19 protein-coding genes and 1 tRNA gene are annotated in these 22,874 nt (G+C 64.6%); 4 read left to right on the top strand and 16 right to left on the bottom strand.

Translation table 11 applies throughout. The features are described 5' to 3' along the window. Positions 1 to 31 precede the first annotated feature (31 nt). Positions 32 to 107 (bottom strand) — tRNA-Thr (locus GGI48_RS13310). Between the two features lie 233 nt (positions 108 to 340). Here GGI48_RS13310 and GGI48_RS13305 point away from each other — a divergent pair. Then, a complete protein-coding gene (locus GGI48_RS13305; RefSeq protein WP_179598653.1) occupies positions 341 to 985 on the top strand; it encodes an amidase in 645 nt (214 codons plus the stop codon). A gap of 49 nt (positions 986 to 1,034) precedes the next feature. On the opposite strand, the gene GGI48_RS13300 is transcribed toward GGI48_RS13305, so the two are convergent. The 9 genes from GGI48_RS13300 to GGI48_RS13260 all read right to left on the bottom strand — a co-directional run bounded on the left by GGI48_RS13300 (position 1,035) and on the right by GGI48_RS13260 (position 11,740). Next, positions 1,035 to 1,256, bottom strand: a complete 222-nt coding sequence (locus GGI48_RS13300) for a formate dehydrogenase subunit delta (protein WP_179598651.1) — start codon at positions 1,254 to 1,256, stop codon at positions 1,035 to 1,037. Then, positions 1,253 to 4,150 (bottom strand): formate dehydrogenase subunit alpha, encoded by a 2,898-nt coding sequence (fdhF, locus tag GGI48_RS13295; protein ID WP_179598649.1) that lies wholly within the window; start codon positions 4,148 to 4,150, stop codon positions 1,253 to 1,255. The genes GGI48_RS13300 and fdhF overlap by 4 nt, the downstream gene beginning before the upstream one ends. Then, positions 4,147 to 5,706 (bottom strand): NADH-quinone oxidoreductase subunit NuoF, encoded by a 1,560-nt coding sequence (locus tag GGI48_RS13290; protein WP_179598647.1) that lies wholly within the window; start codon positions 5,704 to 5,706, stop codon positions 4,147 to 4,149. The genes fdhF and GGI48_RS13290 overlap by 4 nt, the downstream gene beginning before the upstream one ends. Then, a complete protein-coding gene (locus GGI48_RS13285; RefSeq protein ID WP_016963597.1) occupies positions 5,706 to 6,182 on the bottom strand; it encodes a formate dehydrogenase subunit gamma in 477 nt (158 codons plus the stop codon). Before GGI48_RS13285 ends, GGI48_RS13290 begins: the two co-directional genes overlap by 1 nt. 525 nt (positions 6,183 to 6,707) lie before the next feature. Beyond that, positions 6,708 to 7,523, bottom strand: a complete 816-nt coding sequence (locus GGI48_RS13280; protein WP_179598645.1) for an ABC transporter permease — start codon at positions 7,521 to 7,523, stop codon at positions 6,708 to 6,710. Between the two features lie 7 nt (positions 7,524 to 7,530). Then, positions 7,531 to 8,367 (bottom strand): ABC transporter permease, encoded by an 837-nt coding sequence (locus tag GGI48_RS13275; protein WP_047301061.1) that lies wholly within the window; start codon positions 8,365 to 8,367, stop codon positions 7,531 to 7,533. A gap of 10 nt (positions 8,368 to 8,377) precedes the next feature. Next, positions 8,378 to 9,490, bottom strand: coding sequence for an ABC transporter substrate-binding protein (locus GGI48_RS13270; protein WP_179598643.1), 1,113 nt, complete (start codon positions 9,488 to 9,490; stop codon positions 8,378 to 8,380). 91 nt (positions 9,491 to 9,581) lie between these two features. Then, positions 9,582 to 10,673, bottom strand: a complete 1,092-nt coding sequence (locus GGI48_RS13265) for an ABC transporter ATP-binding protein (protein ID WP_179598641.1) — start codon at positions 10,671 to 10,673, stop codon at positions 9,582 to 9,584. A 149-nt stretch (positions 10,674 to 10,822) separates the two neighbouring features. Next, positions 10,823 to 11,740: a LysR substrate-binding domain-containing protein gene (locus tag GGI48_RS13260; RefSeq protein ID WP_179598639.1), complete on the bottom strand. Its 918-nt coding sequence runs from the start codon at positions 11,738 to 11,740 to the stop codon at positions 10,823 to 10,825. Positions 11,741 to 12,033: 293 nt separating this feature from the next. Here GGI48_RS13260 and GGI48_RS13255 point away from each other — a divergent pair, with 293 nt between their 5' ends. Next, positions 12,034 to 13,617: an amidohydrolase gene (locus GGI48_RS13255; RefSeq protein WP_179598637.1), complete on the top strand. Its 1,584-nt coding sequence runs from the start codon at positions 12,034 to 12,036 to the stop codon at positions 13,615 to 13,617. 386 nt (positions 13,618 to 14,003) lie between these two features. On the opposite strand, the gene GGI48_RS13250 is transcribed toward GGI48_RS13255, so the two are convergent. From GGI48_RS13250 to GGI48_RS13225, 6 genes are all read right to left on the bottom strand, one after another. Continuing rightward, positions 14,004 to 15,635, bottom strand: a complete 1,632-nt coding sequence (locus tag GGI48_RS13250) for a BBE domain-containing protein (RefSeq protein WP_179598635.1) — start codon at positions 15,633 to 15,635, stop codon at positions 14,004 to 14,006. Between the two features lie 295 nt (positions 15,636 to 15,930). Next, positions 15,931 to 17,142, bottom strand: a complete 1,212-nt coding sequence (locus GGI48_RS13245; protein ID WP_179598633.1) for a methyltransferase — start codon at positions 17,140 to 17,142, stop codon at positions 15,931 to 15,933. Between the two features lie 49 nt (positions 17,143 to 17,191). Continuing rightward, positions 17,192 to 17,881: an ABC transporter permease gene (locus GGI48_RS13240; protein WP_016963588.1), complete on the bottom strand. Its 690-nt coding sequence runs from the start codon at positions 17,879 to 17,881 to the stop codon at positions 17,192 to 17,194. Then, positions 17,878 to 18,573: an ABC transporter permease gene (locus tag GGI48_RS13235; protein ID WP_016963587.1), complete on the bottom strand. Its 696-nt coding sequence runs from the start codon at positions 18,571 to 18,573 to the stop codon at positions 17,878 to 17,880. Before GGI48_RS13235 ends, GGI48_RS13240 begins: the two co-directional genes overlap by 4 nt. Before the next feature lie 65 nt (positions 18,574 to 18,638). After that, positions 18,639 to 19,391, bottom strand: coding sequence for an ABC transporter substrate-binding protein (locus GGI48_RS13230; RefSeq protein WP_047301075.1), 753 nt, complete (start codon positions 19,389 to 19,391; stop codon positions 18,639 to 18,641). 13 nt (positions 19,392 to 19,404) lie between these two features. Further along, entirely contained in the window at positions 19,405 to 20,178 is a 774-nt protein-coding gene (locus GGI48_RS13225; RefSeq protein WP_016964770.1) for an ABC transporter ATP-binding protein, read from the bottom strand. 565 nt (positions 20,179 to 20,743) lie between these two features. On the opposite strand from GGI48_RS13225, the gene gabP reads away from it, so the two are divergent. Further along, on the top strand, positions 20,744 to 22,135 hold the full coding sequence (gene gabP, locus GGI48_RS13220; RefSeq protein ID WP_179598632.1) for a GABA permease: 1,392 nt from the start codon (positions 20,744 to 20,746) through the stop codon (positions 22,133 to 22,135). Positions 22,136 to 22,519: 384 nt separating this feature from the next. Next, positions 22,520 to 22,840 carry a hypothetical protein gene (locus tag GGI48_RS13215; protein ID WP_016964768.1) on the top strand — a complete coding sequence of 107 codons (321 nt, stop codon included), beginning with the start codon at positions 22,520 to 22,522 and terminating at the stop codon, positions 22,838 to 22,840. Positions 22,841 to 22,874 lie beyond the last annotated feature (34 nt).

Below are 22,874 nucleotides of genomic sequence, written 5' to 3'. Positions count from 1 at the left end.
CCTCATATTTCTACGAGGGCTTCGTTTTGTATGGTGCCGGCACCAGGAGTCGAACCCGGGACCTACTGATTACAAGTCAGTTGCTCTACCAACTGAGCTATACCGGCGTGTTAGGGCGATGATTATAGCGATTGGCGGGGTTCTGTAAACCCCTGAAATCTGACTATTTTTGCGTGGGCCTGCGTCAGCTCTGTGCGTAGGGTTTCCCGACACTCGGGGCTCAGGTGCGATGAGGAGGTGAGCCAGTGGCGGATCACGGATGTTCCAGTGAAGACTGCCGCCACCCGGCCGATAGCCTGCCGAGCCGCGCATATCGCTTCAAATAAAGGAAAGATCAGTCATGCAACTCAGAAATATCGCTTCGCTGGCGCTGTTGTCGTTACTTGGTGCCTGTAGCGTCAAGCCGGTGCTGCCCTACTCGGAACCGCCCCTGAGCGTGCCGACCGCGCAGTTGCGGGTGATCACCAACGGTGAAGTGCGTGGGGAGGCTTATGCCGGTTGTCTGGGGGACAGCAAGCGCCTGGCCAAGGCCGGGCGGTTTGGCAGCAATCAGCAAGCCAATATCAATTACCCGCAGTTTCCACTGCAGCCGCGGCAGATCGACATGCTGCCGCGCTTTGCGCCGAAGCTGCCGGCCTACATCGGCTCGATCCGCATGGGCGAGGGCGCGTACCACGAGATTGTCACTGAGTATCGGGTGCCGGCGGGGCGGCCTTTTTTGCTGGAAGGGGGCGGGGTGTCGGCCGCGGGATCCGGCAGCAGCTATCGCACCTGTCCCGAGGTGAAGAAGGTGGTGGTGTTCGAGCCCGGCAAGAGTTACGAAGCCTACGTCGGCCTGAACTACGTTCCTCAGGCCAGTGGCGAAACTGCAGCGATGTGTGCCTTTGCGGTGTACCAGCTGTTGCCGCTTGGCAAGCCGGGGGCGGTGATGCCGCTGGCGGTTCAGGCCAAGCCGCCGGTGGACCGAAAGTGTCCGGGTAACTGAGTGACAGCGGGGTTCCCCGGCCTGCCGCTGCAGGCCGGGGAATGTCGTGCTAAGCCTTCCAGCCCGCGTCGCGCACCGCTTGCTGCACCAATGGATGCAGCTCTGCGCCTTGCTGCTCGGTTTGCCAGGCCAGCAGTTCCTGGCGCATGCCAGGGGTCCAGAACATCTGCATGTGGTTGCGCACGCTGAGCACCGCCTGAGCCTGATCCGGCTCGTTGGCAAAATACGCGGCGATCTGATTGGCCATCTTGATCAGGTTGGCGGTGCTCATCGGCGCACCTCCGCCTTGCCGCCCCGGGAGCGCCGGCGTTCATCCAGCAGGCGATGCTGTTCGTCGCTGAATGCCTGGTAGCGCTTCTGCCATTCGGAAGGGTGGTAGACGCGGCTGACCTCCACCGCCGTGACCTTGTACTCCGGACAGTTGGTGGCCCAGTCGGAGTTGTCGGTGGTGATCACGTTGGCCCCCGATTCGGGGAAGTGGAAGGTGGTGTAGACCACCCCCGGCGCCACCCGCTCGGTGACCCGGGCGCGCAGCACGGTCTGCCCGGCACGGCTGCCGATGCCGACCCAGTCGCCTTCGTTGATGCCCCGGCTTTCGGCGTCGGTGGGGTGGATTTCCAGGCGGTCCTCGGCGTGCCAGGCGACGTTGTCGGTGCGCCGGGTCTGGGCGCCGACGTTGTACTGGCTGAGGATGCGGCCGGTGGTCAGCAGCAGCGGGTAGCGGCCGTTGACCTTCTCGTCGGTGGGCACGTAGCCGGTGAGCATGAAGCGCCCCTTGCCGCGCACGAACTCGTCGATGTGCATGGTCGGCGTGCCGTCCGGCGCGGCGGCGTTGCACGGCCATTGCAGGCTGCCATGACGGTCCAGGCTGGCGTAGCTGACGCCGGTGAAGGTCGGGGTCAGGCGGGCGATCTCATCCATGATTTCCGAGGGATGGTTGTAGTGCATCGGGTAGCCCAGGGCCGCGGCCAGGGCCAGGGTGCCTTCCCAGTCGGCCTTGCCGCCCAGGGGTTCCATGACCTTGCGCACCCGGGAGATGCGCCGTTCGGCGTTGGTGAAGGTGCCGTCCTTTTCCAGGAACGAGGAGCCCGGTAGGAACACGTGGGCGAACTTGGCGGTTTCGTTGAGGAAGATGTCCTGCACCACCACGCATTCCATGGCCGACAGCGCCGCGGTCACGTGCTGGGTGTTGGGGTCGCTCTGGGCGATGTCCTCGCCCTGGCAGTACAGGCCCTTGAAGCTGCCGCCCAGGGCCGCTTCGAACATGTTGGGAATGCGCAGGCCGGGGTCGGCTTGCAGGGTGACGTTCCAGGCCTGCTCGAACTCCTGGCGCACCGCCTGGTTGGAGATGTGCCGGTAGCCCGGCAGCTCGTGGGGGAAGGAGCCCATGTCGCAGGAACCCTGGACGTTGTTCTGCCCCCGCAGCGGGTTCACCCCGACCCCTTCGCGACCGATGTTGCCGGTGGCCATGGCCAGGTTGGCGATGCCCATCACCGCGGTGCTGCCCTGGCTGTGTTCGGTGACGCCCAGGCCGTAGTAGATCGCCGCATTGCCACCGGTGGCGTACAAGCGCGCGGCGGCGCGGATATCGGCAGCGGGCACGCCGCAGATGGCGCCCAGCACTTCCGGCGAGTTGTCGGCGCGGCTGACGAAGGCGCTCCACTGGGCGAAGGCTTCCGGCTCGCAACGGGCGTCGACGAACGCCTGGTTGACCAGGCCCTCGGTGACGATCACGTGAGCCAGGGCATTGAGCATGGCCACGTTGGTGCCGGGGCGCAGGGCCAGGTGCAACTCGGCGCGGGCGTGCACCGAGTCCACCAGATCGATGCGCCGTGGGTCGATGACGATCAGCTTGGCCCCTTCACGCAGGCGCCGTTTGAGCTGGGAACCGAACACCGGGTGGGCGTCGCTGGGGTTGGCGCCCATCACCAGGATCACGTCGGCCTGCATCACCGAGTCGAAGCTCTGGGTCCCGGCGGATTCCCCCAGGGTCTGCTTGAGGCCATAGCCGGTGGGCGAGTGACAGACTCGGGCGCAGGTGTCGACGTTGTTGTTGCCGAAGGCCGCCCGCACCAGCTTCTGCACCAGGTAGGTTTCTTCGTTGGTGCAGCGGCTGGAGGTGATGCCGCCGATGGAGTCGCGGCCGTACTTGAGCTGGATGCGCCGCAGCTCGCTGGCGGCGTAGGTCACAGCCTCGTCCCAGCTGACTTCCTGCCACGGGTCGCTGATGTGCTTGCGGATCATCGGCTTGGTGATGCGATCCGGGTGAGTGGCGTAGCCCCAGGCGAAGCGGCCCTTGACGCAGGAGTGGCCGTGGTTGGCCTGGCCGTTCTTGTCCGGAACCATGCGCACCAGCTGGTCGCCCTTCATCTCGGCGCGGAACGAGCAGCCGACCCCGCAATAGGCGCAGGTGGTGATCACCGCCCGCTCCGGCTGGCCCATTTGCACCACGCTTTTTTCCATCAGGGTCGCGGTCGGGCAGGCCTGCACGCAGGCGCCGCAGGACACGCATTCGGAGTCCAGGAAGTTGTCGCCACCGGCCGCCGCGACCCGGGATTCGAAGCCGCGGCCGCTGATGGTCAGGGCGAAGGTGCCCTGGGTTTCCTCGCAGGCGCGCACGCAGCGGTTGCAGACGATGCACTTGCTCGGGTCGTAGTCGAAGTAGGGGTTGGAGGTGTCTTTCTGCTCGTCCAGGTGGTTGGCGCCGTCATAGCCGTAGCGCACTTCCCGCAGGCCCACCTGGCCGGCCACGGTCTGCAGTTCGCAGTTGCCGTTGGCCGAGCAGGTCAGGCAGTCCAGCGGGTGGTCGGAGATGTACAGCTCCATCACGTTGCGCCGCAGGGTCGCCAGTTTCGGTGTTTGCGTGTGCACCACCATGCCTTCGCTGACCGGGGTGGTGCAGGAGGCCGGGTAGCCGCGCATGCCGTCGATTTCCACCAGGCACATGCGGCACGAGCCGAAGGCTTCCAGGCTGTCGGTGGCGCAGAGTTTGGGGATGGTGGTGCCCAGCAGGGCCGCTGCGCGCATCACCGAGGTGCCCTGGGGCACGCTGATGCTGCGCCCGTCGATGTTCAGGCTGACCTGTACCTGGCTGTCGCGGGCCGGGGTGCCGAAGTCCACGGCATTGAGGTCGATGTCTGTGGCTGGGTCGAAAATACTGATCATTGCTCGGCCTCCGAGGACGCCAGACCGAAGTCGGCGGGAAAGTGCTTCAGGGCGCTGGCCACCGGGTAGGAGGTCATCCCGCCCAGGGCGCACAGCGAGCCGTATTGCAGGGTGTCGCACAGGTCCTTGAGGATGATCGCCTGGGTCTGGCGCTCCTCGGCCTGTGGCGCGGCCAGCAGGCGGTCGATGACCTCCACGCCGCGGGTCGAGCCGATGCGGCACGGGGTGCATTTGCCGCAGGATTCCTCGGCGCAGAATTGCAGGGCGAAGCGCGCCATGTGGGCCATGTCCAGGCTGTCATCGGCCACCACCACGCCGCCGTGGCCGAGCATCGCGCCCATGGCGGCGAAGGCTTCGTAATCCAGGGGCGTATCGAACTGCGCCGGCGGCACCCAGGCGCCCAGCGGGCCGCCCACTTGCGCGGCCTTCAGCGGCCGGCCGCTGGCGGTGCCGCCGCCGTAGCCTTCCACCAGCTCGCGCAGGGTCAGGCCGAAGGCCCGTTCCACCAGGCCGCCGTGACGCACGTTGCCCGCCAGCTGGAAGGGCATGGTGCCCAGGGAACGGCCCATGCCGTAGTCGCGATAGAACGCCGCGCCCTTTTCCAGGATCAGCGGCACCGAGGCCAGAGTCAGCACGTTGTGCACCAGGGTCGGCTGGCCGAACAGGCCTTGCAGCGCCGGGATCGGCGGCTTGGCGCGGACGATGCCGCGCTTGCCTTCCAGGGAGTCCAGCAGGGCGGTTTCCTCGCCGCAGATATAGGCCCCGGCGCCGACCCGTACTTCCAGGTCGAAGGCCTGGCCACTGCCGCCGACATTGGCCCCCAGGTAACCGGCATCCCGGGCGATCTCCAGGGCCTCGCGCAAGGTGGCCACCGCTTGGGGATATTCCGAGCGCACATAGATGTAGCCATGGCTGGCGCCGACCGCGAGGCCGGCAATGGCCATGCCTTCGATCAGCAGGAACGGGTCGCCTTCCATCAGCATGCGGTCGGCAAAGGTGCCGGAGTCGCCTTCGTCGGCGTTGCACACCACGTACTTCTGCTGCGGCGGCGTATCGCGCACGGTGCGCCATTTGATCCCGGCGGGGAACGCCGCGCCGCCACGGCCACGCAGGCCGGAGTCGAGTACCGCGGCCACGGTCTGCTCACCACCCAGGGCGATGGCGTGGCCCAGGCCCTCGAAGCCGCTGTGGGCCCGATAGTCCGCCAGGGACAGCGGCCGGGTAATGCCGGCGCGGGCGAACAGCAGGCGTTGCTGGCTTTTCAGGTAGGGCAACTCTTCGACCCGGCCCAGGGCCAGGGGATGGCTGGCGGGATCGCCTTGCAGGGCATCCAGCAGCGAAGGCACATCGGCGACGCTCAGCGGGCCGAAACCCAGGCGTCCTTCCGGGGTGTCGACTTCCAAAAGCGGCTCCAGCCAGTACAGGCCACGGGAGCTGGTGCGTTGCAGTTGCAGCGGCAGCTGGCGTTGCTCGGCCTGGGTGGCGATGGCCTCGGCCACGGCGTCTGCGCCCACGACCCGGGCCAGGGAATCACAAGGCAGATAGAGGCTCGGCATCACGCGTCCTCCCGGCAGCTGTCCAGCAGCGCGTCCAGGCGCTCGGCGCTGACCCGGGCATGCAGTTGCCCGTCCAGCTCCAGGGCCGGCGAACAGGCACAGGCGCCCAGGCAATACACCGGTCGCAGGCTGATGCAACCGTCGGCGCTGCTGCCGTGGTCATCCAGCTGCAGACGCTCGCGCAATTGCGCCGCCAGTTGCTCGGAGCCGCGGCTCTGGCAGGACTCGGCGCGACACAGGCGCAGGATGTGCCGCGCCGGCGGCGCGGTACGAAAGTCATGGTAGAAGCTGATCACGCCGCGCACTTCCGCCTGGCTCTGATTGAGCGCGTGGGCGATCTCGGGGATGGCCAGATCGGGGATGTAGCCGAGCTCTTCCTGGATCTGGTGGAGAATGGGCAACAGCGCACCCGGGACGCCTTTGTGGCGTTCCAGCAGGGTGTGGATCAACGGCAGATGCAGCGTTTCATCAGGCATACAGCAATTCCTCACGGTCACGGACACACCTGGTGGTTGTCGGCTGTCCGAAAGTGTCGGCTGCGGCACTGCTTGCCACGTCACGGTAGCGCGGCGTTTCAGGCCGTTGGCCATGCACCCTGAATGGGCATCTTGTTGGACCCGGTGCGGTCGTTGCCGCACCTGTTCAGGGCATAAACGGCAGCTTGACACGCTGCCTCTGATTGAATCGCATGAAAGCGACCCGTTCGGTTCCGAATACGACCACCCCTTGAGTCTAGAAGAGCCCGGGCAAGCCGTTGGAGCGAGCTGCGCACTATCGGATAAAACGCGGGGGGCGGGGCATGACGTCGGTCAGCTCGGTGGCGAATAGCCGGGTGCGGGGGATGGCTGAGAAGGGGTTGTGTGGTGAGGGAGCTGGCTGCCGCTCGGGCGCGCGGCGGCCGCAAAGCCTGAGCTCGCGGTTCGTTGGGTGGAACCGGGATTCAGGCATTGGGCTGGCTTCGCCAGCCAGCGGGAGCAAGCTCCCTCGCCACAAAGCGGGGGCTAGGAGCGGGCGCGGCGCTGGGCGGCGTATTGCAGGGCCAGGCGGGCCATGAGCACCAGCAGGGTCAGGCCGATCAGCAGCACCGAGATCGCCGCCACGCTGGGGTCGACGTTGTCCCGCAGGCCGCTCCAGATCCGTCGGGGCAGGGTGTTGACGTCGACACTGGTGATGAACAGGGTCACCGCCACTTCCTCCCAGGACAGGGCAAAGCTCAGCAGCGCGGTGGAGAAGATCCCCAGCTTGAGGTTCGGCAGCATCACCAGGAAGGTGGTCTGCATCAGGCTCGCGCCGAGGTTGCGCGAGGCCAGTTCGATGCGCCGGTCCACCTGGCTCAGGGCCACCAGCATGGTCACCACGCCGTAGGGCACCACCATCACCACGTGGGCGATCACCACCCCGGGCAGGGTGTCGTAGCCCCAGCCCGGAGCGATGCGCCCGAGGTTGGTTTCCATGAAGTACAGCACCAGCGCCGAGATCACCGGCGGAATGGCCATGGGCAGCAGCACCAGACCGATCAGCAGGGTCGCCAGGCGCGAGCGCAGGTACCAGATGCCGAGGCTGAAGCTCACCGCCAGCACGGTGGCGATCAGGCTGGTGGCGCTGGCAATCACCAGGCTCTGGCCGATGCTCGACAGCCAGTCGGGGTTGCTCAGCAGCGCCTCGTAGTGGCGCAGCGACCAGTTGCCGTCCGGCATCGACAGGTAGCGCTTGGCGGTGAACGACACCGGGATCACCGTCAGCAGCGGGAACAGCATGAAGGCCATGGCGACCACGGCGATCAAGCGGGTACTCAAGGCAGTGCGATGTGTATTCATAGTGACCTCAACCCACCAGTCGGTTGACACGGGTGACGCGCAGCAGCAGCCAGATCAGCGCGCTGACCAGGGTCAGCAGCACCAGGCTCAGGGCCGCGCCCAGGCCCCAGTTGCTGGTCTGGAACATCTGCAGGAACACGTATTCGGCAATCATCACCGTCTGCCCGCCGCCCAGCAGCACCGGGGTGATGAAAAAGCCCAGGCAGAACACGAAGACCATGATGAAGGCCCCCAGCAGCCCGGGCAGGGTCTGCGGCAGCAGCACTTGCCAGAAGGTCCGCAGCGCGCCTGCGCCCAGTCCGCGGGAGGCCAGCAGCACCCGTTGATCGAGCTGGCGCATGCTCGACAGCAGCGGGAACAGCGCATAGGGGATCATGAAGTGCAGCATGCCGATCACCACCCCCAGCTCGTTGCGGGTCAGCTGCAAGGGGTGATCGATCCAGCCCAGGGACAGCAGGCTGTCGTTGACCACGCCGTTGCTGCGCAGGGCGATCAGCCAGCCGAAGGCCCGCACCAGCACCGAGATCCAGAACGGGATGAACACGCAGATCTCCACCATGCGCTGCCAGAACGGTGGGCTGAACACCCAGCAATAGGCCAGCAGGTAGCCGATCACCAGGGCCAGGAGGCTCACGCTCAGGCACAGGCGCAAGGTGCGCAGGAGCATGTCGTGGATCGCCGGATCGGTGGCGATGCGCTGGTACTGCTCGATCCCGGGCTCCGGCAGGGTGAAGCTCCAGCTCACCACGCCGAAGAACGGCAACAGGTAGAACACCACCAGCAGCAGCGGCAGCGGGAACAGCAGCAGGCTGCGTTCCAGGCGTGCGGTTCGGGTTGCACTCATGGTCGACGGCTCACTTGGACAGGTGGGTCAGGTACTGCTCCAGGGTGCTGGAGTAGTGGTCGGCGTACCACTGGGTGTTGAGGAAGATCTGCTTTTTCATGTTGGCTTCCGAGGCGCAGTTGATCTCCCGCTGCTCGGCGCTCATCAACTGCTGGGTGGCGGCGTTGGACGGGCCGTTGCCCAGGGCTTGGAACAGCTTCAACTGGCCGGCGGGCTGCAAGGCGTGCTGGATGAATTGCATGGCCGGCGCGGCGCCTGCCGGGTTGTCCTTGAGCACGCCCCAACTGCTGGCGTTGAGGAAGGCATGGTCGAAGCCCCACTGGATGCGGCCGCCGCTGTCCTCGTGGAGCAGGGTGGCGCGGGTGTGCCAGATGGCGCCCATGGAGGCTTCGCCTTCGATCATCAGTTGCTGGCTTTCCGCGCCCGAGCCCCAGAACGACAGGACATGGGGCTTGAGCTCATCGATCTTGCGCAAGGCCCGGGGCACGTCCAGCGGATACAGCTGGTCAGCGGCCACGCCATCGGCCAGCAGCGCGGCTTCGAGCATGCCGTTCATCCACTTGTAGAGGGTGCGCTTGCCGGGGAACTGCTCCACGTTCCAGAAATCGGCCCAGGTTTTCGGGCCGTTGTTGCCGTATTTCTGGCTGTCCCAGGCGATCACGTAGCTGAACAGGTAGCCGGCGATGCCGTGCTCGTGGGACAGCTCCGGGGCCACCAGATCGCGTTGCACCACGCTGTAGTCCAGGGGCTGGAGGATCTTGTCGCGGCCCAGGGTCATGGCGCTGTAGCTGTCCACATCCACCACATCCCAGCTCGGCCGGCCGCTGGCCAGTTGCGAGCGGATCGCCCCTTCGGTGGGGCCGGCGCCGTCGATGCGCACCGGGATGCCGGTGCTTTTGGTGAAGCTGTCGGTCCAGGCGCTGCGGAAGGCGTTGAGCGCGTCGCCGCCCCAGTTGACCACCACCAGCGGCTTGTCCGCCGACCAGCTGATGCCGCTGCGCAACGCCAGGGGCACCGCCGCCAGCAGGCCCATGGCCTGGAGGAAGGTGCGGCGGCTGACCTGCCCGCCGCGGGCTTTTTCGATGAGGATTTCGATGCAGTCGCGTTGATGGTGCTGGCTCATGGGGCAAGTCCTCGCGAGGCCGAGGCGCAGGGCGCCGGCCGATAGTGTTATTGGCTTTCTACGCAAACGCTCGACAGCGAGCGTGGCCGGTTCAGGCTTCCAGCAGGAAGCTGTGGCGCACCGGCCAGCTCAGCCACACCGGGGTGCCGCTGGGCAAGCGGGCACCGGGGTGATCGCCGGGCACCGAGAGGTTGACCGGCGCCAGCTCCGGGCTGATGTTCAGCGCCAGGTGGGTGCTGGAACCCTGGTAGACCCGCTCGCCAAGGCAGGCGGGCAGCACGTTGTGTTCGCCGGCTTGCGGGCGCTCGGTGTGCAGGGTCATGTGTTCCGGGCGCACCGCCAGCAACTGCGGCTGGTTGCTGATGTCCCCGCTCGTGGTGGCGTGCAGCGGGCTGTCGCCAAAGCGGCCGCTGGCCTGGCTGCCGTTGCGGGAAAGGCCCTGCAGCGGGAACAGGTTCATCTTGCCGAGGAACTCGGCGACGAAGCGGTTTTTTGGCCGGTCGTAGATGGTTTCCGGGGTGTCGATCTGCGCCAGCCGCCCCTGCTTGAAGATGGCGATGCGGGTCGACAGGGCCAGGGCTTCACCCTGGTCGTGGGTGACGAAGACGAAGCTGGTGCCGACTTGGCGGTGAATACGCTGCAGCTCGGTCTGCAACTGTTCACGCAGGTTCTTGTCCAGGGCCGACAGCGGCTCGTCCAGCAGCAACATGTCCGGCTCGAACACCAGGGCCCGGGCGATGGCTACCCGTTGCTGCTGGCCGCCAGACAGCTCGGACGGCTTCTTGTGCAGGTGAGCCCCCAGGCCCACCACCTCGAGGATGTGCTTGACCCGGCGCTGGCGCTCCTCGGCCTTCACCCCGCGAATGCGCAGCGGATAGGCGACGTTGTCGGCCACGCTCATGTGCGGGAACAGGGCGTAGCCCTGGAACACCATGCCGTAGTTGCGTTTTTCCGCCGGGCGCCGGCTGATGTCGACGCCACGCTCCAGCAGCTTGCCGGCGCTGGGGCTGAGAAAGCCCGCGAGGATCATCAACAGGGTGGTCTTGCCTGAGCCGGAGGGGCCCAGCAGGGTGAGGAATTCGCCTTGGCGAACGTCCAGATCGATGCCATCCAGGGCGGTGAAGTTGCCGTAATACTGGCTGATTCCTTGGGCACTGAGTTGAGTCGAGGGGCTGCTGGACACTTCAGAAATCTCCCGGAAGCCCACCTGCACGATTGAGTTTTTATTGTGTGTGCAGCAGGTGGTCGGCTCATTATTGTGAAAAGCAACGCCACATCAATGGAATAATTTTTGCCTCATTGGTGAGTGAAATTTCCCATTCGACCCGGCTTTCACGGCTCGCTCAGCGGGCTGTCGCTGATGCTTTGGGCGCTGATGTGCAGCTGGTTCTTCAGCCAGTCGCTGAACGCCTGGACCACTGGCCGCTCGGCCTTGGCCGGGTCGATCACCAGGAAGTAACCGCGCAGGGCGCTGATGCTGATGTCGAACGGGCGCACCAGCAGCCCCCGGGCCAGGGCGTCGCCGCTGAGCAGGTTGTCGCCAATGGCCACGCCTTGCGCGGCGATGCACGCCGATTGCGCGCAATGGGCGTCGGAGAAGGTGATGCCCCGGTCGGGGTTGACCTGGCTGGCCCCGGCGGCCGCCAGCCAGACCCGCCAGTCACTGGTGTCGCTCATGTTGATCAGTGGAAAGTCCTTGAGGTCCTGCGGGCTCTTCAGACCGCCAATCGCGTTGATCAGGCGCGGGCTGCACACCGGCGAGAAACGCAGGGTGACGATCTGCTCCACCAGCAGCCCCGGCCAGTCGCCGATGCCATAGGCAATGAACAGATCGGCCTCGGCGTCGCTGGTGTCGTCCTGGGCCCGGGGGCTGACCACCTGCAATTGCACCTGGGGGTATTGGCGCAGGAAGCCGTTGATGTGGTTGCACAACCAGAAACTGGCGAACCCCGGGTTGCAGCTGATGCGCAATTTGCCCGACACCGCCTGGCCGTCGAAGCGCCGTCCGGCGTCCTGGATGTCCGCGAGGATGCGCCGCACCTCCCGGGCGTAGCACTCGCCCTGGTAGGTCAGGCCGATGCCGCGCCCGACCCGTTCGGTGAGGGCAAACCCCAGGCTCTGCTCCAGGCTGATGATCTGGTGGCTGATGGCGCTGCGGGTCAGGCTCAACTGCTGGGCGGCGGCGGTCACGCTACCGAGCCGGGCGACCGCGTCGAGGGCGCGCAGGGCGGTGATCGAGGGATAACGCATACAACCTCCGAATCAAGCAAACCTGTGTACGACGGCCCCGGGCAGGGCACCGAGGTGCGGCTGGCCGCGTCGCAGTATGGGCCGCGACGGCGCCGAACTGGTCAATTTTCTTTGACATTGCTGGCGAAAAAATTCGATTGATGTCGCCGCCGCTTCACCAATACTGGACCGCGATCCGGGCCGCAACCAACCGGACCATCCCTATAACAACAAGAGGTCCTGCAGGTCTTGCACGGGCGCCGAGGCGTCCGCGCAGCGGCCGGCCGGAACCTGGATAACCAGGAGTGCCGCGCATGTCCCGCTACAAAGCATTCGCTCTCGATTGGGTTGAGCGCCACCGCCAGCAACTGTCGGACTGGCACCAGATCATCTGGCATTACGCCGAGCCGGCGTTCCGTGAATACAAGTCCTGCGCCTGGTATGTGCAGTTGCTGGAGGCCGAAGGCTTCACCGTCGAGCGCGGCAGCGGCGGCATGCCCACGGCCTTCTGCGCCACCTTCACCCAGGGCCAGGGGCCGCTGCTGGCGACCTATGGCGAGTACGACGCGGTGCCCGGCAACTGCCAGGCGGCCACCACCCGCAAGCAGCCGCGCGATGGCCTGTCGCGCTTTGCGCCAGGGCACACCGACCCGCATTCGGCCCTGGGCATCAGCGCCCTCGGCGGGGCCCTGGCGGCCAAGGCGACCATGGTGGAATTCGGCCTGCAGGGCAGCATCAGGTTCTTCGGCGAGCCGGCGGAAAAACTCCGCGCCTCCAAGCCGGTCCACGCCGCCAAGGGCTACTACGACGACCTCGACGCGGCCATCAGCTTCCACCCCACCTACATGCTGCCGCTGAACAACACCACCACCTGGGACACCCACTGCGGCATCGCCTACGCCTACATCTACAGCTTCACCTGCGAGGACCCGCAGAACTGGATCGCCGCCGACCGCTACAGCCCGATCCCGCAGAACCATCTGGCGGCCCGAGCGCCGGGGGCCAACGACGCCCTGGTGCATTTCTACACCCTCAACGAAAGCCTGCGCCGCTCGACCCTGCCGTTCACCGGGCTGTGGAGCTACAACGAGGCGATCCTTACCGCCGGCCAGGCCACCGCCGACAACCTGCCGCCGCACCTGTCGCAGATCCAGTACCTGCTGCGCTGCGACTCCATCGAGCAGGCCGAAACCATCTCCCAGGTCATGGACAACAACGCCGCCGCGGCGGCCATGGCCACCGGCTGTCGCTGGAAAAAGACCTGGGTCTGCAAATCCCGGGGCGGCCTGCCCAACCACGTCATGGCCCAGGCCACCTATGACAACCTGGCGGCGGTAGGCGCCCCGCAGTGGGATGAGGAAGCCCGGGAAATCGCCCGCGAGATCCAGCGCAACCTCGGCCTTGAAGCCATGGACCAGCCCTTCTTGCCGGCCACCGAAGAACTGATCGAGCCCCAGGAGTGCGAACGCCAAATGCGCCTGCAAATGCCCGCCTGGCAGAACTACCTGACCTCCGACGACTACCCGGAATACACCTGGCACTGCCCGACCGTGCGCCTGCTGGTGGCCCGGCCGATGCTCAGCGCGCCGCCGGGCACGGTCTACCCGGACTGGGTGTCCAACGCCCTGGGCGGCATCCGCCAGACCATCGACCCGATGATCGAGGTCGCCGCCAAGACCATCGCCGCGACCCTGGTCGACCTGCTGACCGACGAGGCGTTGCTCAGCGCGGCCAAGGCCGAGTTCGTCGAGCGTACCGGCGGCGGCATCGGCGGCAGTCGCTGGCAGGCGCCGCTGCTGCCCGAGGACTTCAAGGTGCCCCATGATTTCCGCTGGCCGGAGTACATCAGCACCGCCCGGGGCGAAGAATGGTGGATTCCGGCGCGGGCCGACGAGTAGGGGCAGCCGCTATCAGGCCCTTGTCGGAGGTCGCTCCAGGGCACCTGGGCGAAGGGCGTTATGCCCGTTCGCTCAGGTGTTTATGCACAACGGATGGGTTGCCCGGTTCAGCAACGGCGGAATTTGTGCGGCCGTTCTCACTTTGATGCAACTGGCTGTTTTTCCGGGCTTTTATTTTATGAACAAAAAATGACCAGCTGATGATGGAGGCTAAGCACCCTGCAATCCTGGGCTTTGCCGGAATTCCATCAACAGACTTATCCACAGGTCGCGACAGCCTGTCGCACGGCTCCACCGCCTGCTCTTCGAGCCAACGGCCCAGGGTTGCCGAAGGCCCAGCCGAGCAGACGCTGGTCATGCCGCAGGGGGGGGGGCCAGGCGGCGACCTACTCGGCCTTTGTGGTCGGGATGGACAGTTCATGACGAAACAGGTTGTTGGGGTCGATGGCGGCTTTCAGGTTGCAAAGCCTGTCGATGAGCTCGTTGTTCCAGCCGTAGTACAAGTTCAGCCAGTCGGGGTCGACCGCGCCGGTGGCGGTGTACTTCATGTCGACATCGGGGTAGTTGATGTAGCAGCCATCGTAGGCGGGGCGCTTTGGCTTGCCGCCGTGCACGGCGGTGAAGATGTTGCGGATCCAGGCGATTTGTACCGCATCGTCGGCAGCGTGGGTCCAGTACGTCTGGTACTGGGCTTTGAGTAGTGAGCTTCTTTGCGCAACCGCGGTGGTGCCCATGCCCTTCCTGTTGATCGCCCCGCCGTAGGAGTCGATCTGTACCAGCGACTGGCTGAAGCGTTTGTCTGGTGTGGCCTCGGTCAAGTGCGTCAGCAAGGCGTTGCAGGCCTGCTCGGAGAACTGTTCGACCTGATAGTCAGACTTGTATTTGCCCCGCTGATTGTTGCCCGAGCCGTTGATCATTTGCGTGACGTACAGCCAGTCCATCGCCGTGTGCTCGGCCACCGTCCCGGTGAACTTCCTGCCGGCGAGCGGGTGCCTGAGCGGGGCAATGTTGGGGGCGATAAAGCCGTCATGCAGGGTTGGCGTGATGCCCGCCGCTGCATTCATCTTGCTGATGAAGTCGTTGAGCGGGATGTCGTTGGCGCCACCGACCCGGCCATTCGGGCCGGTGTACTGGATCGCCAGCACCACGTGGTCGGAGGTGTCCACATGGTTGAGTTTCAGCAGGGTGAACAAGCCACCGTTGCCTACGCCTTCCACCGGGCTGGTCGCGTTGGCGTCGTTATCCGAAAACCATTGCCAATAGGCCCGCAGGAAGTTCGAGAAGTTGGGAATCAGCGTTTTCCACGGGTAGGCCAGGGGAATCCAGTAGGCCTTTTGCGGAGCCTGGGGCAGTTGGTCGAAGTAGTAGCCGATGATGATGCCGAAGTTGCCGCCGCCGGCCCCGCAACAGGCGGTGAACAAGGCCTTGTCGTTGTTCGAGGGGCTGTCCGCGCGAACATGCCGGAACTCCAGTTGCCGTGAGTTTTCCACAGGCACAAGCATGTCGACCCCGGTGACCCAGTCCACGGTCAAGCCCTGAAGGCGCGATAACAAACCGTAACCGCCGCCGCTGATGTGCCCGCCCAAACCGACCGAATAACATGAGCCGCCAGGAATGGTGCGCCCGGCCTGCTTGTACAGCGACAGGTAGCCGTCCCAGTTCTGATTGCCGGTCAATGCCATGAAACGATACTTCTTGTTCTGGCTATCCCAGGGAGAAGTGATGGTTTGGCTCTCGTCGTACTTCAGGCCTTTCATTTCACCGATGTCGATAATCGCCAGGTTTTCTGTCTCGCCGGGTAGCTTGTTGGACACAAAACCCTCGTAGCAGTGGCCGCCACTGCGCACGGTGATGCGATAGCCCTCACGCAGTGCGCTATTGGCGGCCGCCAGGACTTCATCCGGTGTGGTGCAGACATAAATCCGCTTGGCGCCCTGTTCGATACTGGGCGGCCAGCGCAAGTTGAAACCCTTTTGCAGGGTTTCGTAGGTGTGTGCCTGATGGTCGATGACGTGCATGGTTAACTCCCTGTCAGTGATGGTGAACTTGGTGACTTCCTGTCGAAACATGACCGCTTGAGTTGCGCCAGAGCTGTGGCTTGAGTGCGGCATATGCCCTGCACGCCTTAGAGACTAGTAGGCGTCATGAGCTTGGTTTTTTTCTTTTGTGAAGTTGCGGACATCCCCCGGCTTGATCGGCGACTTTCAATGGGTTGTGGGTTTCCCATGGGGTGTCCGATGTCCGTTTTTCAAGGTCACTGGCCGCAGGGGGGGCTGCACGACGAACATTGGCTAGAGCCGGTGCAGCGGCAGGTTACGGGCGTTCTGCCAGCAGGAGCAGATTGCGTGGGGTCAAGGGGGCCTTGCAGAAGGTTCCGAGGCGCACGGCATAGCCCTGCTCTTGCAGGAACAGCCCGCGGTCCAGCGCCAGCCACAACTCCAGCGGGCGGCGGAACAGGCCGCGCAGCAGTTCCAGGTTGCGCACCTGGGCCAGGCGCTGCCAGCCGGCGGCTTCGAGCGCGGCCCAATCCTGGCAATCGACTGTGGATAAGTCCTTGAGCGCGGCCAGGTCGCGGCAGTAGTCGGCGAAGGGTTTGTCCAGCCAGTGGCTGGGCAGCGAGGGTGTCGGCAGGTATTCGTCGAGGCCCCGCACTTGCCGTTGCAGCAGGTCGAAGGCCAGGCGCCGGGCCATGGAGGTGTCGCGCTGGCGTCGCACCCGGGCGCCGGCAGTGACGGTTTCGCTCATGGGCAGGGCCAGGTCTTCCAGGGACAGCTCCAGGCGCGAGGCCTGGGCGCTTGTGGATAACCCCTGGTAGCGGCTGGCGCGGGTGCGGTTGTAGCAGCAGGGGGCGATGGCCAGCTGTGGACAACCCTGTTGGCTGGCCAGCTGGATCAGGCGCACATGCAGGTCGCCGCATGCGTGCAGGGCCACCGGGCTGTGCTCGGCGCAGAGGTGCTGGGCCGTGTCATCGGCCAGCACGTCCTGTTGCACATGGCGCGCGGGCCAACCGTGGCGGCGGCTCAGTTGCTCGCCACTGTCGATCAGCGCCGGGTCGTATTCCAGGCAGGTCAGTTGCTGCCCGGGTTGCAGTAGGCGCCGGCCGAGGTGGCCCTTGCCGGAGCACCAGTCAAGCCAGTGAGTGGGAGCGCGGTCGAATTGCAGGCAGGCGGCGAAGGCTTCGATCTGCTGCCATTTGCGCCCGGGCACGTCGACATTGAGGCGCGGGTGAGGCGCGGGCAGTGCCTGCATGGGGAGTTCGCCCAGCGCGCCGAGCGCTCGGGCCTGCTCCGCCAGTGGGGCAAAGGGCGCCGGTGCCTGGAGTTGCTCCGGGTGGTTGTGGGCCGCTTCGGCGTCTTCCAGGGAGCGCTGGCGCAGCCACTGGGCCAGTTCGGGATGCGCGGTTTCCCACGGCAGGTGCAGATGGTGGAACGGGCGCGGGCGCCAGAGTGCCTGGTGTTCAAGCAGGAAGCCGTCCAGGGCCTGGAAACGATCGAGCAGCGCGGGGCCTTGGAGGATCGAGGGCATGGGCGGTGGGTCCGGGCAGGCCCGCTCCCGGGCGGGAGCGGGGGGAAGGTCAGCGTCCCTGGCAGGCGTCGACTCGCAGCCAGCGTTCCAGCAGCTTGAAGCCGCGTACCAGGACGTAGGCCATCACCAGGTAGAACAGCCCGGCGGCGAAGAAGATCTCCACCGGCAGGTAGGTGCGGGCAATGATGGTGCGCGCCATGCCGGTCAGTTCCAGCAGGGTCACGGTGCTGGCCAGGGCACTGGCCTTGAGCATCAGGATCACTTCGTTGCTGTAGGCCGGCAGGCCGATGCGCGCGGCGCGCGGCAGGATGATGTAGAACAGCGTCTTGGGTCGGGACATGCCCAGGGCCCGCGCGGCCTCGATTTCACCCGGCGGGATGGCCTGGATCGCACCGCGCAGGATCTCGGCAATGTAGGCCGCGGTGTGCAGGGTCATGGTCACGGTGGCGCACCAGAACGGATCGCGCAGGTAGGGCCACAGCGCGCTCTCGCGCACCGCATCGAACTGCGCCAGCCCGTAGTACACCAGGAACAGCTGCACCAGCAGCGGCGTACCGCGGAAGAAGAAAATGTAGGCGTAGGGCAGGGCGCGCACGTACCACAGCCGTGATGAGCGGGCGATGCCCAGGGGGATCGCCAGCAGCAGGCCGGCGATGACCGCGATGGCCACCAGCTCCAGGGTCAGGGTTGCGCCCTGAGCCAGTTTCGGCAGCCATTTGATGATCACTTCCCAGTTCATTGGGCGCTCCTTGCGAAGCCGCGAGCGGCGCGTTTTTCCAGGAAGTGCATGCCGGTCATGGCCAGCACGGTCAGGCCCAGGTACATGAAGGCGGCGACCATATAGAAGGTGAACGGCTGCTTGGAGACGGTCACGGCAATCTGCGAGTGACGCATGATTTCTTCCAGGCCGATCACCGACACCAGGGCGGTGTCCTTCATCAGGATCATGAACAGGTTGCCCAGGCCCGGCAGGGCGATGCGCCACATCTGCGGCATGATCAGCCGGGTGAAGATCCGCCATTTCGACAGGCCCAGGGCCATGCCGGCCTCGCGGTGGCCCTTGGGGATGGCCAGGATCGCGCCGCGGAACACTTCGGTGGCGTAGGCGCCGAAGCACAAGCCCAGGGCGATCACCCCGGCGGCGAAGGCATTGAGTTCAAGATCGGGGTTGCCGAAGAACTCGCCCAGGGCCCGCATCAGGTTGACCGTACCGAAGTAGATGAGCAGGACCCAGAGCAGCTCGGGAACGCCGCGCACCAGGGTCGAGTAAGCGCCGCCAAGCCATTGCAGCGGCTTGTACGGAGAAGTCTTGGCCAAGGCGCCGAGCAGACCGAGCACCAGCCCCAGGCATAACGCCGAGAGGGCCAGCTTGACGGTCATCAGCGCGCCGGCGGCGAGCGCCGGGCCGAATCCGTAGAGATCGATATTCATGGGGTCTGGATGGCTTTGCTAAGGACCGGCGCCCAGGGGGCGGGCGCCGGTCAGGCAAGTCAGTATCAATAGATGCTGAACGGGAAGTACTTGTCGTTGATCTTCTTGTAGGTGCCGTCGGCCACGATTTCCTTCAGGGCGGCGTTGAGCTTCTCGCGCAGAGGATCTTTCTTGCGCACGGCAATCCCGATCTTGTCGCTTTCTTCAACCGGGTCGCCCTTGAACTCGTAAGGCTTGCCGGCGTCGCTTTTCAGCCACTCGTAGTTGACGTACTTGTCGGCCAGGATCGCGTCCAGGCGGCCGGAGGTCAGGTCCAGGTAGGCGTTTTCCTGGGTGTCGTAGAGCTTGATGGTGATGTCGTCGCCCAGGTTGTCTTCCAGCCAGGTGCCGGCCAGGGTCGCCCGTTGCGCGCCGATGATCTTGCCCTTGAGCGAGGCCTTGTCGGTCTTGAAGTCAGCCTTGGCCTTGGGCGCGATGAACTGCAGCTTGTTGGAGTAGTACGGATCGGTGAAGTCCACCGCCTGCTTGCGCTCGTCGGTGATCGACAGCGAGGAGATCAGGAAGTCGAACTTCTTCGCGTTCAGGGCCGGGATGATGCCGTCCCAGTCGGAAGTGACCACGGTGCATTCGACTTTCATCTTGGCGCACAGGGCGTCGCCGATGTCCTTGTCGAAGCCGACCACTTGGCCGCTGGCATCCTTGTTGTTGAACGGTGGGTAGGCGGCCTCGATCCCCATCTTCAGGGTTTCGGCGGCAGCGCTGGCGCTGAAAGCCAGAGTGACGGCAGCGGCCAGGAGGATTTTCTTATAGCTCTGCATGCGTGTAGCTCCGTTAGCGGTTGCTGGACATGAATTGTTTGCAGCGTGCCGAAAGCGGGTTCTCGAAGACCTGCTGTGGCGATCCCTGCTCTTCGATCAGGCCCTGGTGAAGGAACACCACTTCACTGGAAACCTGGCGGGCAAAGCTCATTTCATGGGTGACCAGCAGCATGGTACGGCCTTCTTCGGCCAGGGCGCGGATCACGTTGAGGACTTCCTGGACCATTTCCGGGTCCAGGGCCGAGGTCGGCTCGTCGAACAGGATGACTTTGGGTTGCATCGCCAGGGTGCGGGCGATGGCGGCGCGTTGCTGCTGGCCGCCGGACAGCTGGGCCGGATAGGCGTGGCGCTTGTCGGCGATGCCGACCTTGGCCAGCAGCGCCTCGGCCACTTCGATAGCCTCGGCCTTGCTCTGGCCCAGCACCCGGCGCGGGGCCTCGATGATGTTGTCGAGCACGCTCATGTGCGGCCAGAGATTGAAATTCTGGAAGACGAAACCGATTTCGCTGCGCAGGCGGTTGATCTGCTTGCCGTCGGCGGCCACCAGCTCGCCGTTTTTCGCGGCCTTGAGCTTGAGCTCTTCGCCGGCCACCAGGATCTGGCCCTGGTGCGGGTTTTCCAGCAGGTTGATGCAACGCAGGAAAGTGGACTTGCCGGAGCCGGAGGAACCCAGGATCGATATCACGTCACCGTCGCGTGCGGTCAGCGAAATACCTTTGAGTACCTCCTGAGAGCCGTAGCGTTTGTGCAAGTTGCGGATTTCAAGCGCGGGCGTGGCCTCAGCCATGTGCGGTCCTCATAGAGTTCATTGTGCTCCTGCTGTTGGCGGCCTTCCTGGCGAGGCGCCAAGCTAGCATAGGGTTCCAAGCGCAGCCAACAGCGCTACCGGAGGTAAACAGACGGTGTGTGGCAGGTTGTCGCATCAGCACAGAAGACTGTCGCCCCATCAACAACCGAACGCCCGTTTGAACCCAGAAACCGCCTGAAATCCGGTAGGTGTCGCGTAAAAAAAGGCGCGATGGTGCCAGCTTTGGCCGGGTGTTGGAAGGGTTAACGGGCCAAAGGTCATGGTTCTGCCACCTAATTGTGCATCGAGCACTTTCGGGGTGTGTTTCTGGTGCGCGGTTTCGTCCTACAAAGTGAGTCGACCGGTAACGAAATGGCGAAATGCCATTGAACTCAATGACTTGAGAGTCCCGCCGGTCGGTTCGCCAAGCCTTGTTCCTCGGGACTCTGTAACATTTTGGCGCAAATCTTGCGTACGAAATAAACAACGCCCCGTTGAATTCTTTTTACGAGAACGAATGCCGACCGGGTGGAGTGACTCTTTTTTCGTTGCAAAGGTGCTTTTCATGAGCGGTACGCAACTCTCCAATGACCTCGAACAGGGGCTCAAACCACGGCATGTGACCATGCTGTCGATTGCCGGCGTGATCGGCGCGGGTCTCTTCGTCGGCTCCGGCCACGCCATCGCCGAAGCCGGCCCGGCCGTTCTCCTGGCCTATGCCGCTGCCGGCGCCTTGGTGGTGCTGGTGATGCGCATGCTGGCGGAAATGGCCGTCGCCTCGCCGGATACCGGGTCGTTCTCGACCTACGCCGATCGGGCCATCGGCCACTGGGCCGGTTTCACCATCGGCTGGCTGTACTGGTGGTTCTGGGTGCTGGTGATCCCGCTGGAAGCCAACGCCGCCGCGACCATCCTGCATGCCTGGTTCCCCAACGTGGCGATCTGGGTCTTCACCTTGGTGATCACCCTGCTGCTGACTGCCACCAACCTGTTCAGCGTGAAGAACTACGGCGAGTTCGAGTTCTGGTTCGCCCTGATCAAGGTGGTGGCCATCATCGGTTTCGTGATCCTCGGCCTGGCGGCCATTTGCGGCTTGCTGCCCAATAGCCAGGTCAGCGGCGTCTCGCATCTGGTGGACACCCAAGGCTTTATGCCCAACGGCATGGGCGCGGTGCTGGCGGCCATGCTGACCACCATGTTCTCCTTCATGGGCACCGAGATCGTTACCATCGCCGCGGCAGAATCCCACAACCCGGGCAAGCAGATCTCCAAGGCCACCAACTCGGTGATCTGGCGCATCGGCTTGTTCTACCTGGTGTCGATCTTCATCGTCGTGGCCCTGGTGCCGTGGAACGATCCAAGCCTGGCTCAGGTCGGCTCCTACCAGACCGTGCTTGACCGCATGGGCATCCCCAACGCCAAGCTGATCGTCGACCTGGTGGTGCTGGTGGCCGTGACCAGTTGCCTGAACTCGGCGCTCTATACCGCCTCGCGCATGCTCTTCTCCCTGGGCAAGCGTGGCGATGCTCCGGCCGCGGCCAAGCGCACCAATGCCAGTGGTACGCCTTACTGGGCGGTGATCCTGTCCACCGCGGCGGCCTTCCTTGCGGTGTTCGCCAACTATGTGGCTCCGGCTGCGGTGTTCGAGTTCCTGCTGGCCAGTTCCGGCGCCATCGCCCTGCTGGTGTACCTGGTGATTGCCGTGTCGCAACTGCGCATGCGCCAGAAGCGCATGGCCGCCGGCGAGAAGATCGCCTTCCGCATGTGGCTGTTCCCCGGCCTGACCTACGCGGTGATCGTGTTCATCGTGGCGATCCTGGGCATCATGCTGTTCCAGCAAGAGCACCGGGTGGAGATCCTCGCCACCGGCCTGCTGAGCATCCTGGTGATTGCTGCCGGCCTGCTGGTGGCCCGTCGGCGCAAGATCGAGGGCAAGGCTGCCCTGGTCCTGAACTGACGGTTTGACGCTTTGCCATACAAAAAGGCCGCCGTCAGCATTGACCGCGGCCTTTTTTATCGGATTTGTGAATTGTTACCTGGGGTTTCATGGACAGCATGCAGGCTAAATAGTAGCCTGCGCGCTCTTCGATAAGAGCTCTTGCGTGCCAGCGTGAGAGGAGCTATGGAATAGCGCTGTATTGCAAGGGACTGAATGCTTGTCGGGACTCCGAATCCGTCTTGTGCTTCCCTCCCCTGATCCATCCGCGCCGGCCCATGTTCCTGATTGTCCGCACCTGCCTACGGCATGGCTGACGGTCCCGGCTCGAAGAATGAGCATTCAGGGTCCAATGGCGATCGCCCGGTCGTTGGTTCCTCAAAATGGGGCGGCAAGGAGACGCGCATGGCGTTCACTAAAATCATCTTCAAAAACCCGAACACCGGAGCCATCAAGGAAGCGCCAGTTGGTTTCTCCTGGACCGTGTTCTTCTTCGGTTTCATCCCGGCCCTGTTCCGCGCTGACTGGAAATGGGCAGCCATCATGTTCCTGCTGTCGATGTTCACTTTCGGCCTGAGCAACCTGGTGTTCATGTTCATGTACAACAAGCTGTACGTCCGCGACCTGATCGGCGCAGGCTTCAAGGCCCAGTCCATCGCCAGCGGCGACCTGAGCTTCGCCAGCTCGCGCATCGGTATGGAAATCCCTCGGCTGGAAGCGGCCTGAGCATAACGCCAGGCTGTTTAGCTGAAACGGAAAA

The organism is Pseudomonas protegens (genome assembly GCF_013407925.2).
Taxonomy (GTDB): domain Bacteria; phylum Pseudomonadota; class Gammaproteobacteria; order Pseudomonadales; family Pseudomonadaceae; genus Aquipseudomonas; species Aquipseudomonas fluorescens_AP.
The sequence above is the reverse complement of the archived record's forward strand: the minus strand, read 5'-3'. Positions and strand labels throughout refer to the sequence as shown.

Bases quoted from the DNA above. Each gene is read 5' to 3' on its own strand.
- GGI48_RS13245 (WP_179598633.1), bottom strand. From the start codon at position 17,142: ATGCCCTCGATCCTCCAAGGCCCCGCGCTGCTCGATCGTTTCCAGGCC.
- fdhF (WP_179598649.1), bottom strand. From the start codon at position 4,150: ATGATCAGTATTTTCGACCCAGCCACAGACATCGACCTCAATGCCGTG.
- GGI48_RS13235 (WP_016963587.1), bottom strand. From the start codon at position 18,573: ATGAATATCGATCTCTACGGATTCGGCCCGGCGCTCGCCGCCGGCGCG.
- GGI48_RS13285 (WP_016963597.1), bottom strand. From the start codon at position 6,182: ATGCCTGATGAAACGCTGCATCTGCCGTTGATCCACACCCTGCTGGAA.
- GGI48_RS13225 (WP_016964770.1), bottom strand. From the start codon at position 20,178: ATGGCTGAGGCCACGCCCGCGCTTGAAATCCGCAACTTGCACAAACGC.
- GGI48_RS13305 (WP_179598653.1), top strand. From the start codon at position 341: ATGCAACTCAGAAATATCGCTTCGCTGGCGCTGTTGTCGTTACTTGGT.
- GGI48_RS13275 (WP_047301061.1), bottom strand. From the start codon at position 8,367: ATGAGTGCAACCCGAACCGCACGCCTGGAACGCAGCCTGCTGCTGTTC.
- GGI48_RS13260 (WP_179598639.1), bottom strand. From the start codon at position 11,740: ATGCGTTATCCCTCGATCACCGCCCTGCGCGCCCTCGACGCGGTCGCC.
- GGI48_RS13250 (WP_179598635.1), bottom strand. From the start codon at position 15,635: ATGCACGTCATCGACCATCAGGCACACACCTACGAAACCCTGCAAAAG.
- GGI48_RS13270 (WP_179598643.1), bottom strand. From the start codon at position 9,490: ATGAGCCAGCACCATCAACGCGACTGCATCGAAATCCTCATCGAAAAA.
- GGI48_RS13240 (WP_016963588.1), bottom strand. From the start codon at position 17,881: ATGAACTGGGAAGTGATCATCAAATGGCTGCCGAAACTGGCTCAGGGC.
- GGI48_RS13215 (WP_016964768.1), top strand. From the start codon at position 22,520: ATGGCGTTCACTAAAATCATCTTCAAAAACCCGAACACCGGAGCCATC.
- GGI48_RS13280 (WP_179598645.1), bottom strand. From the start codon at position 7,523: ATGAATACACATCGCACTGCCTTGAGTACCCGCTTGATCGCCGTGGTC.
- GGI48_RS13255 (WP_179598637.1), top strand. From the start codon at position 12,034: ATGTCCCGCTACAAAGCATTCGCTCTCGATTGGGTTGAGCGCCACCGC.
- GGI48_RS13230 (WP_047301075.1), bottom strand. From the start codon at position 19,391: ATGCAGAGCTATAAGAAAATCCTCCTGGCCGCTGCCGTCACTCTGGCT.
- GGI48_RS13300 (WP_179598651.1), bottom strand. From the start codon at position 1,256: ATGAGCACCGCCAACCTGATCAAGATGGCCAATCAGATCGCCGCGTAT.
- GGI48_RS13290 (WP_179598647.1), bottom strand. From the start codon at position 5,706: ATGCCGAGCCTCTATCTGCCTTGTGATTCCCTGGCCCGGGTCGTGGGC.
- gabP (WP_179598632.1), top strand. From the start codon at position 20,744: ATGAGCGGTACGCAACTCTCCAATGACCTCGAACAGGGGCTCAAACCA.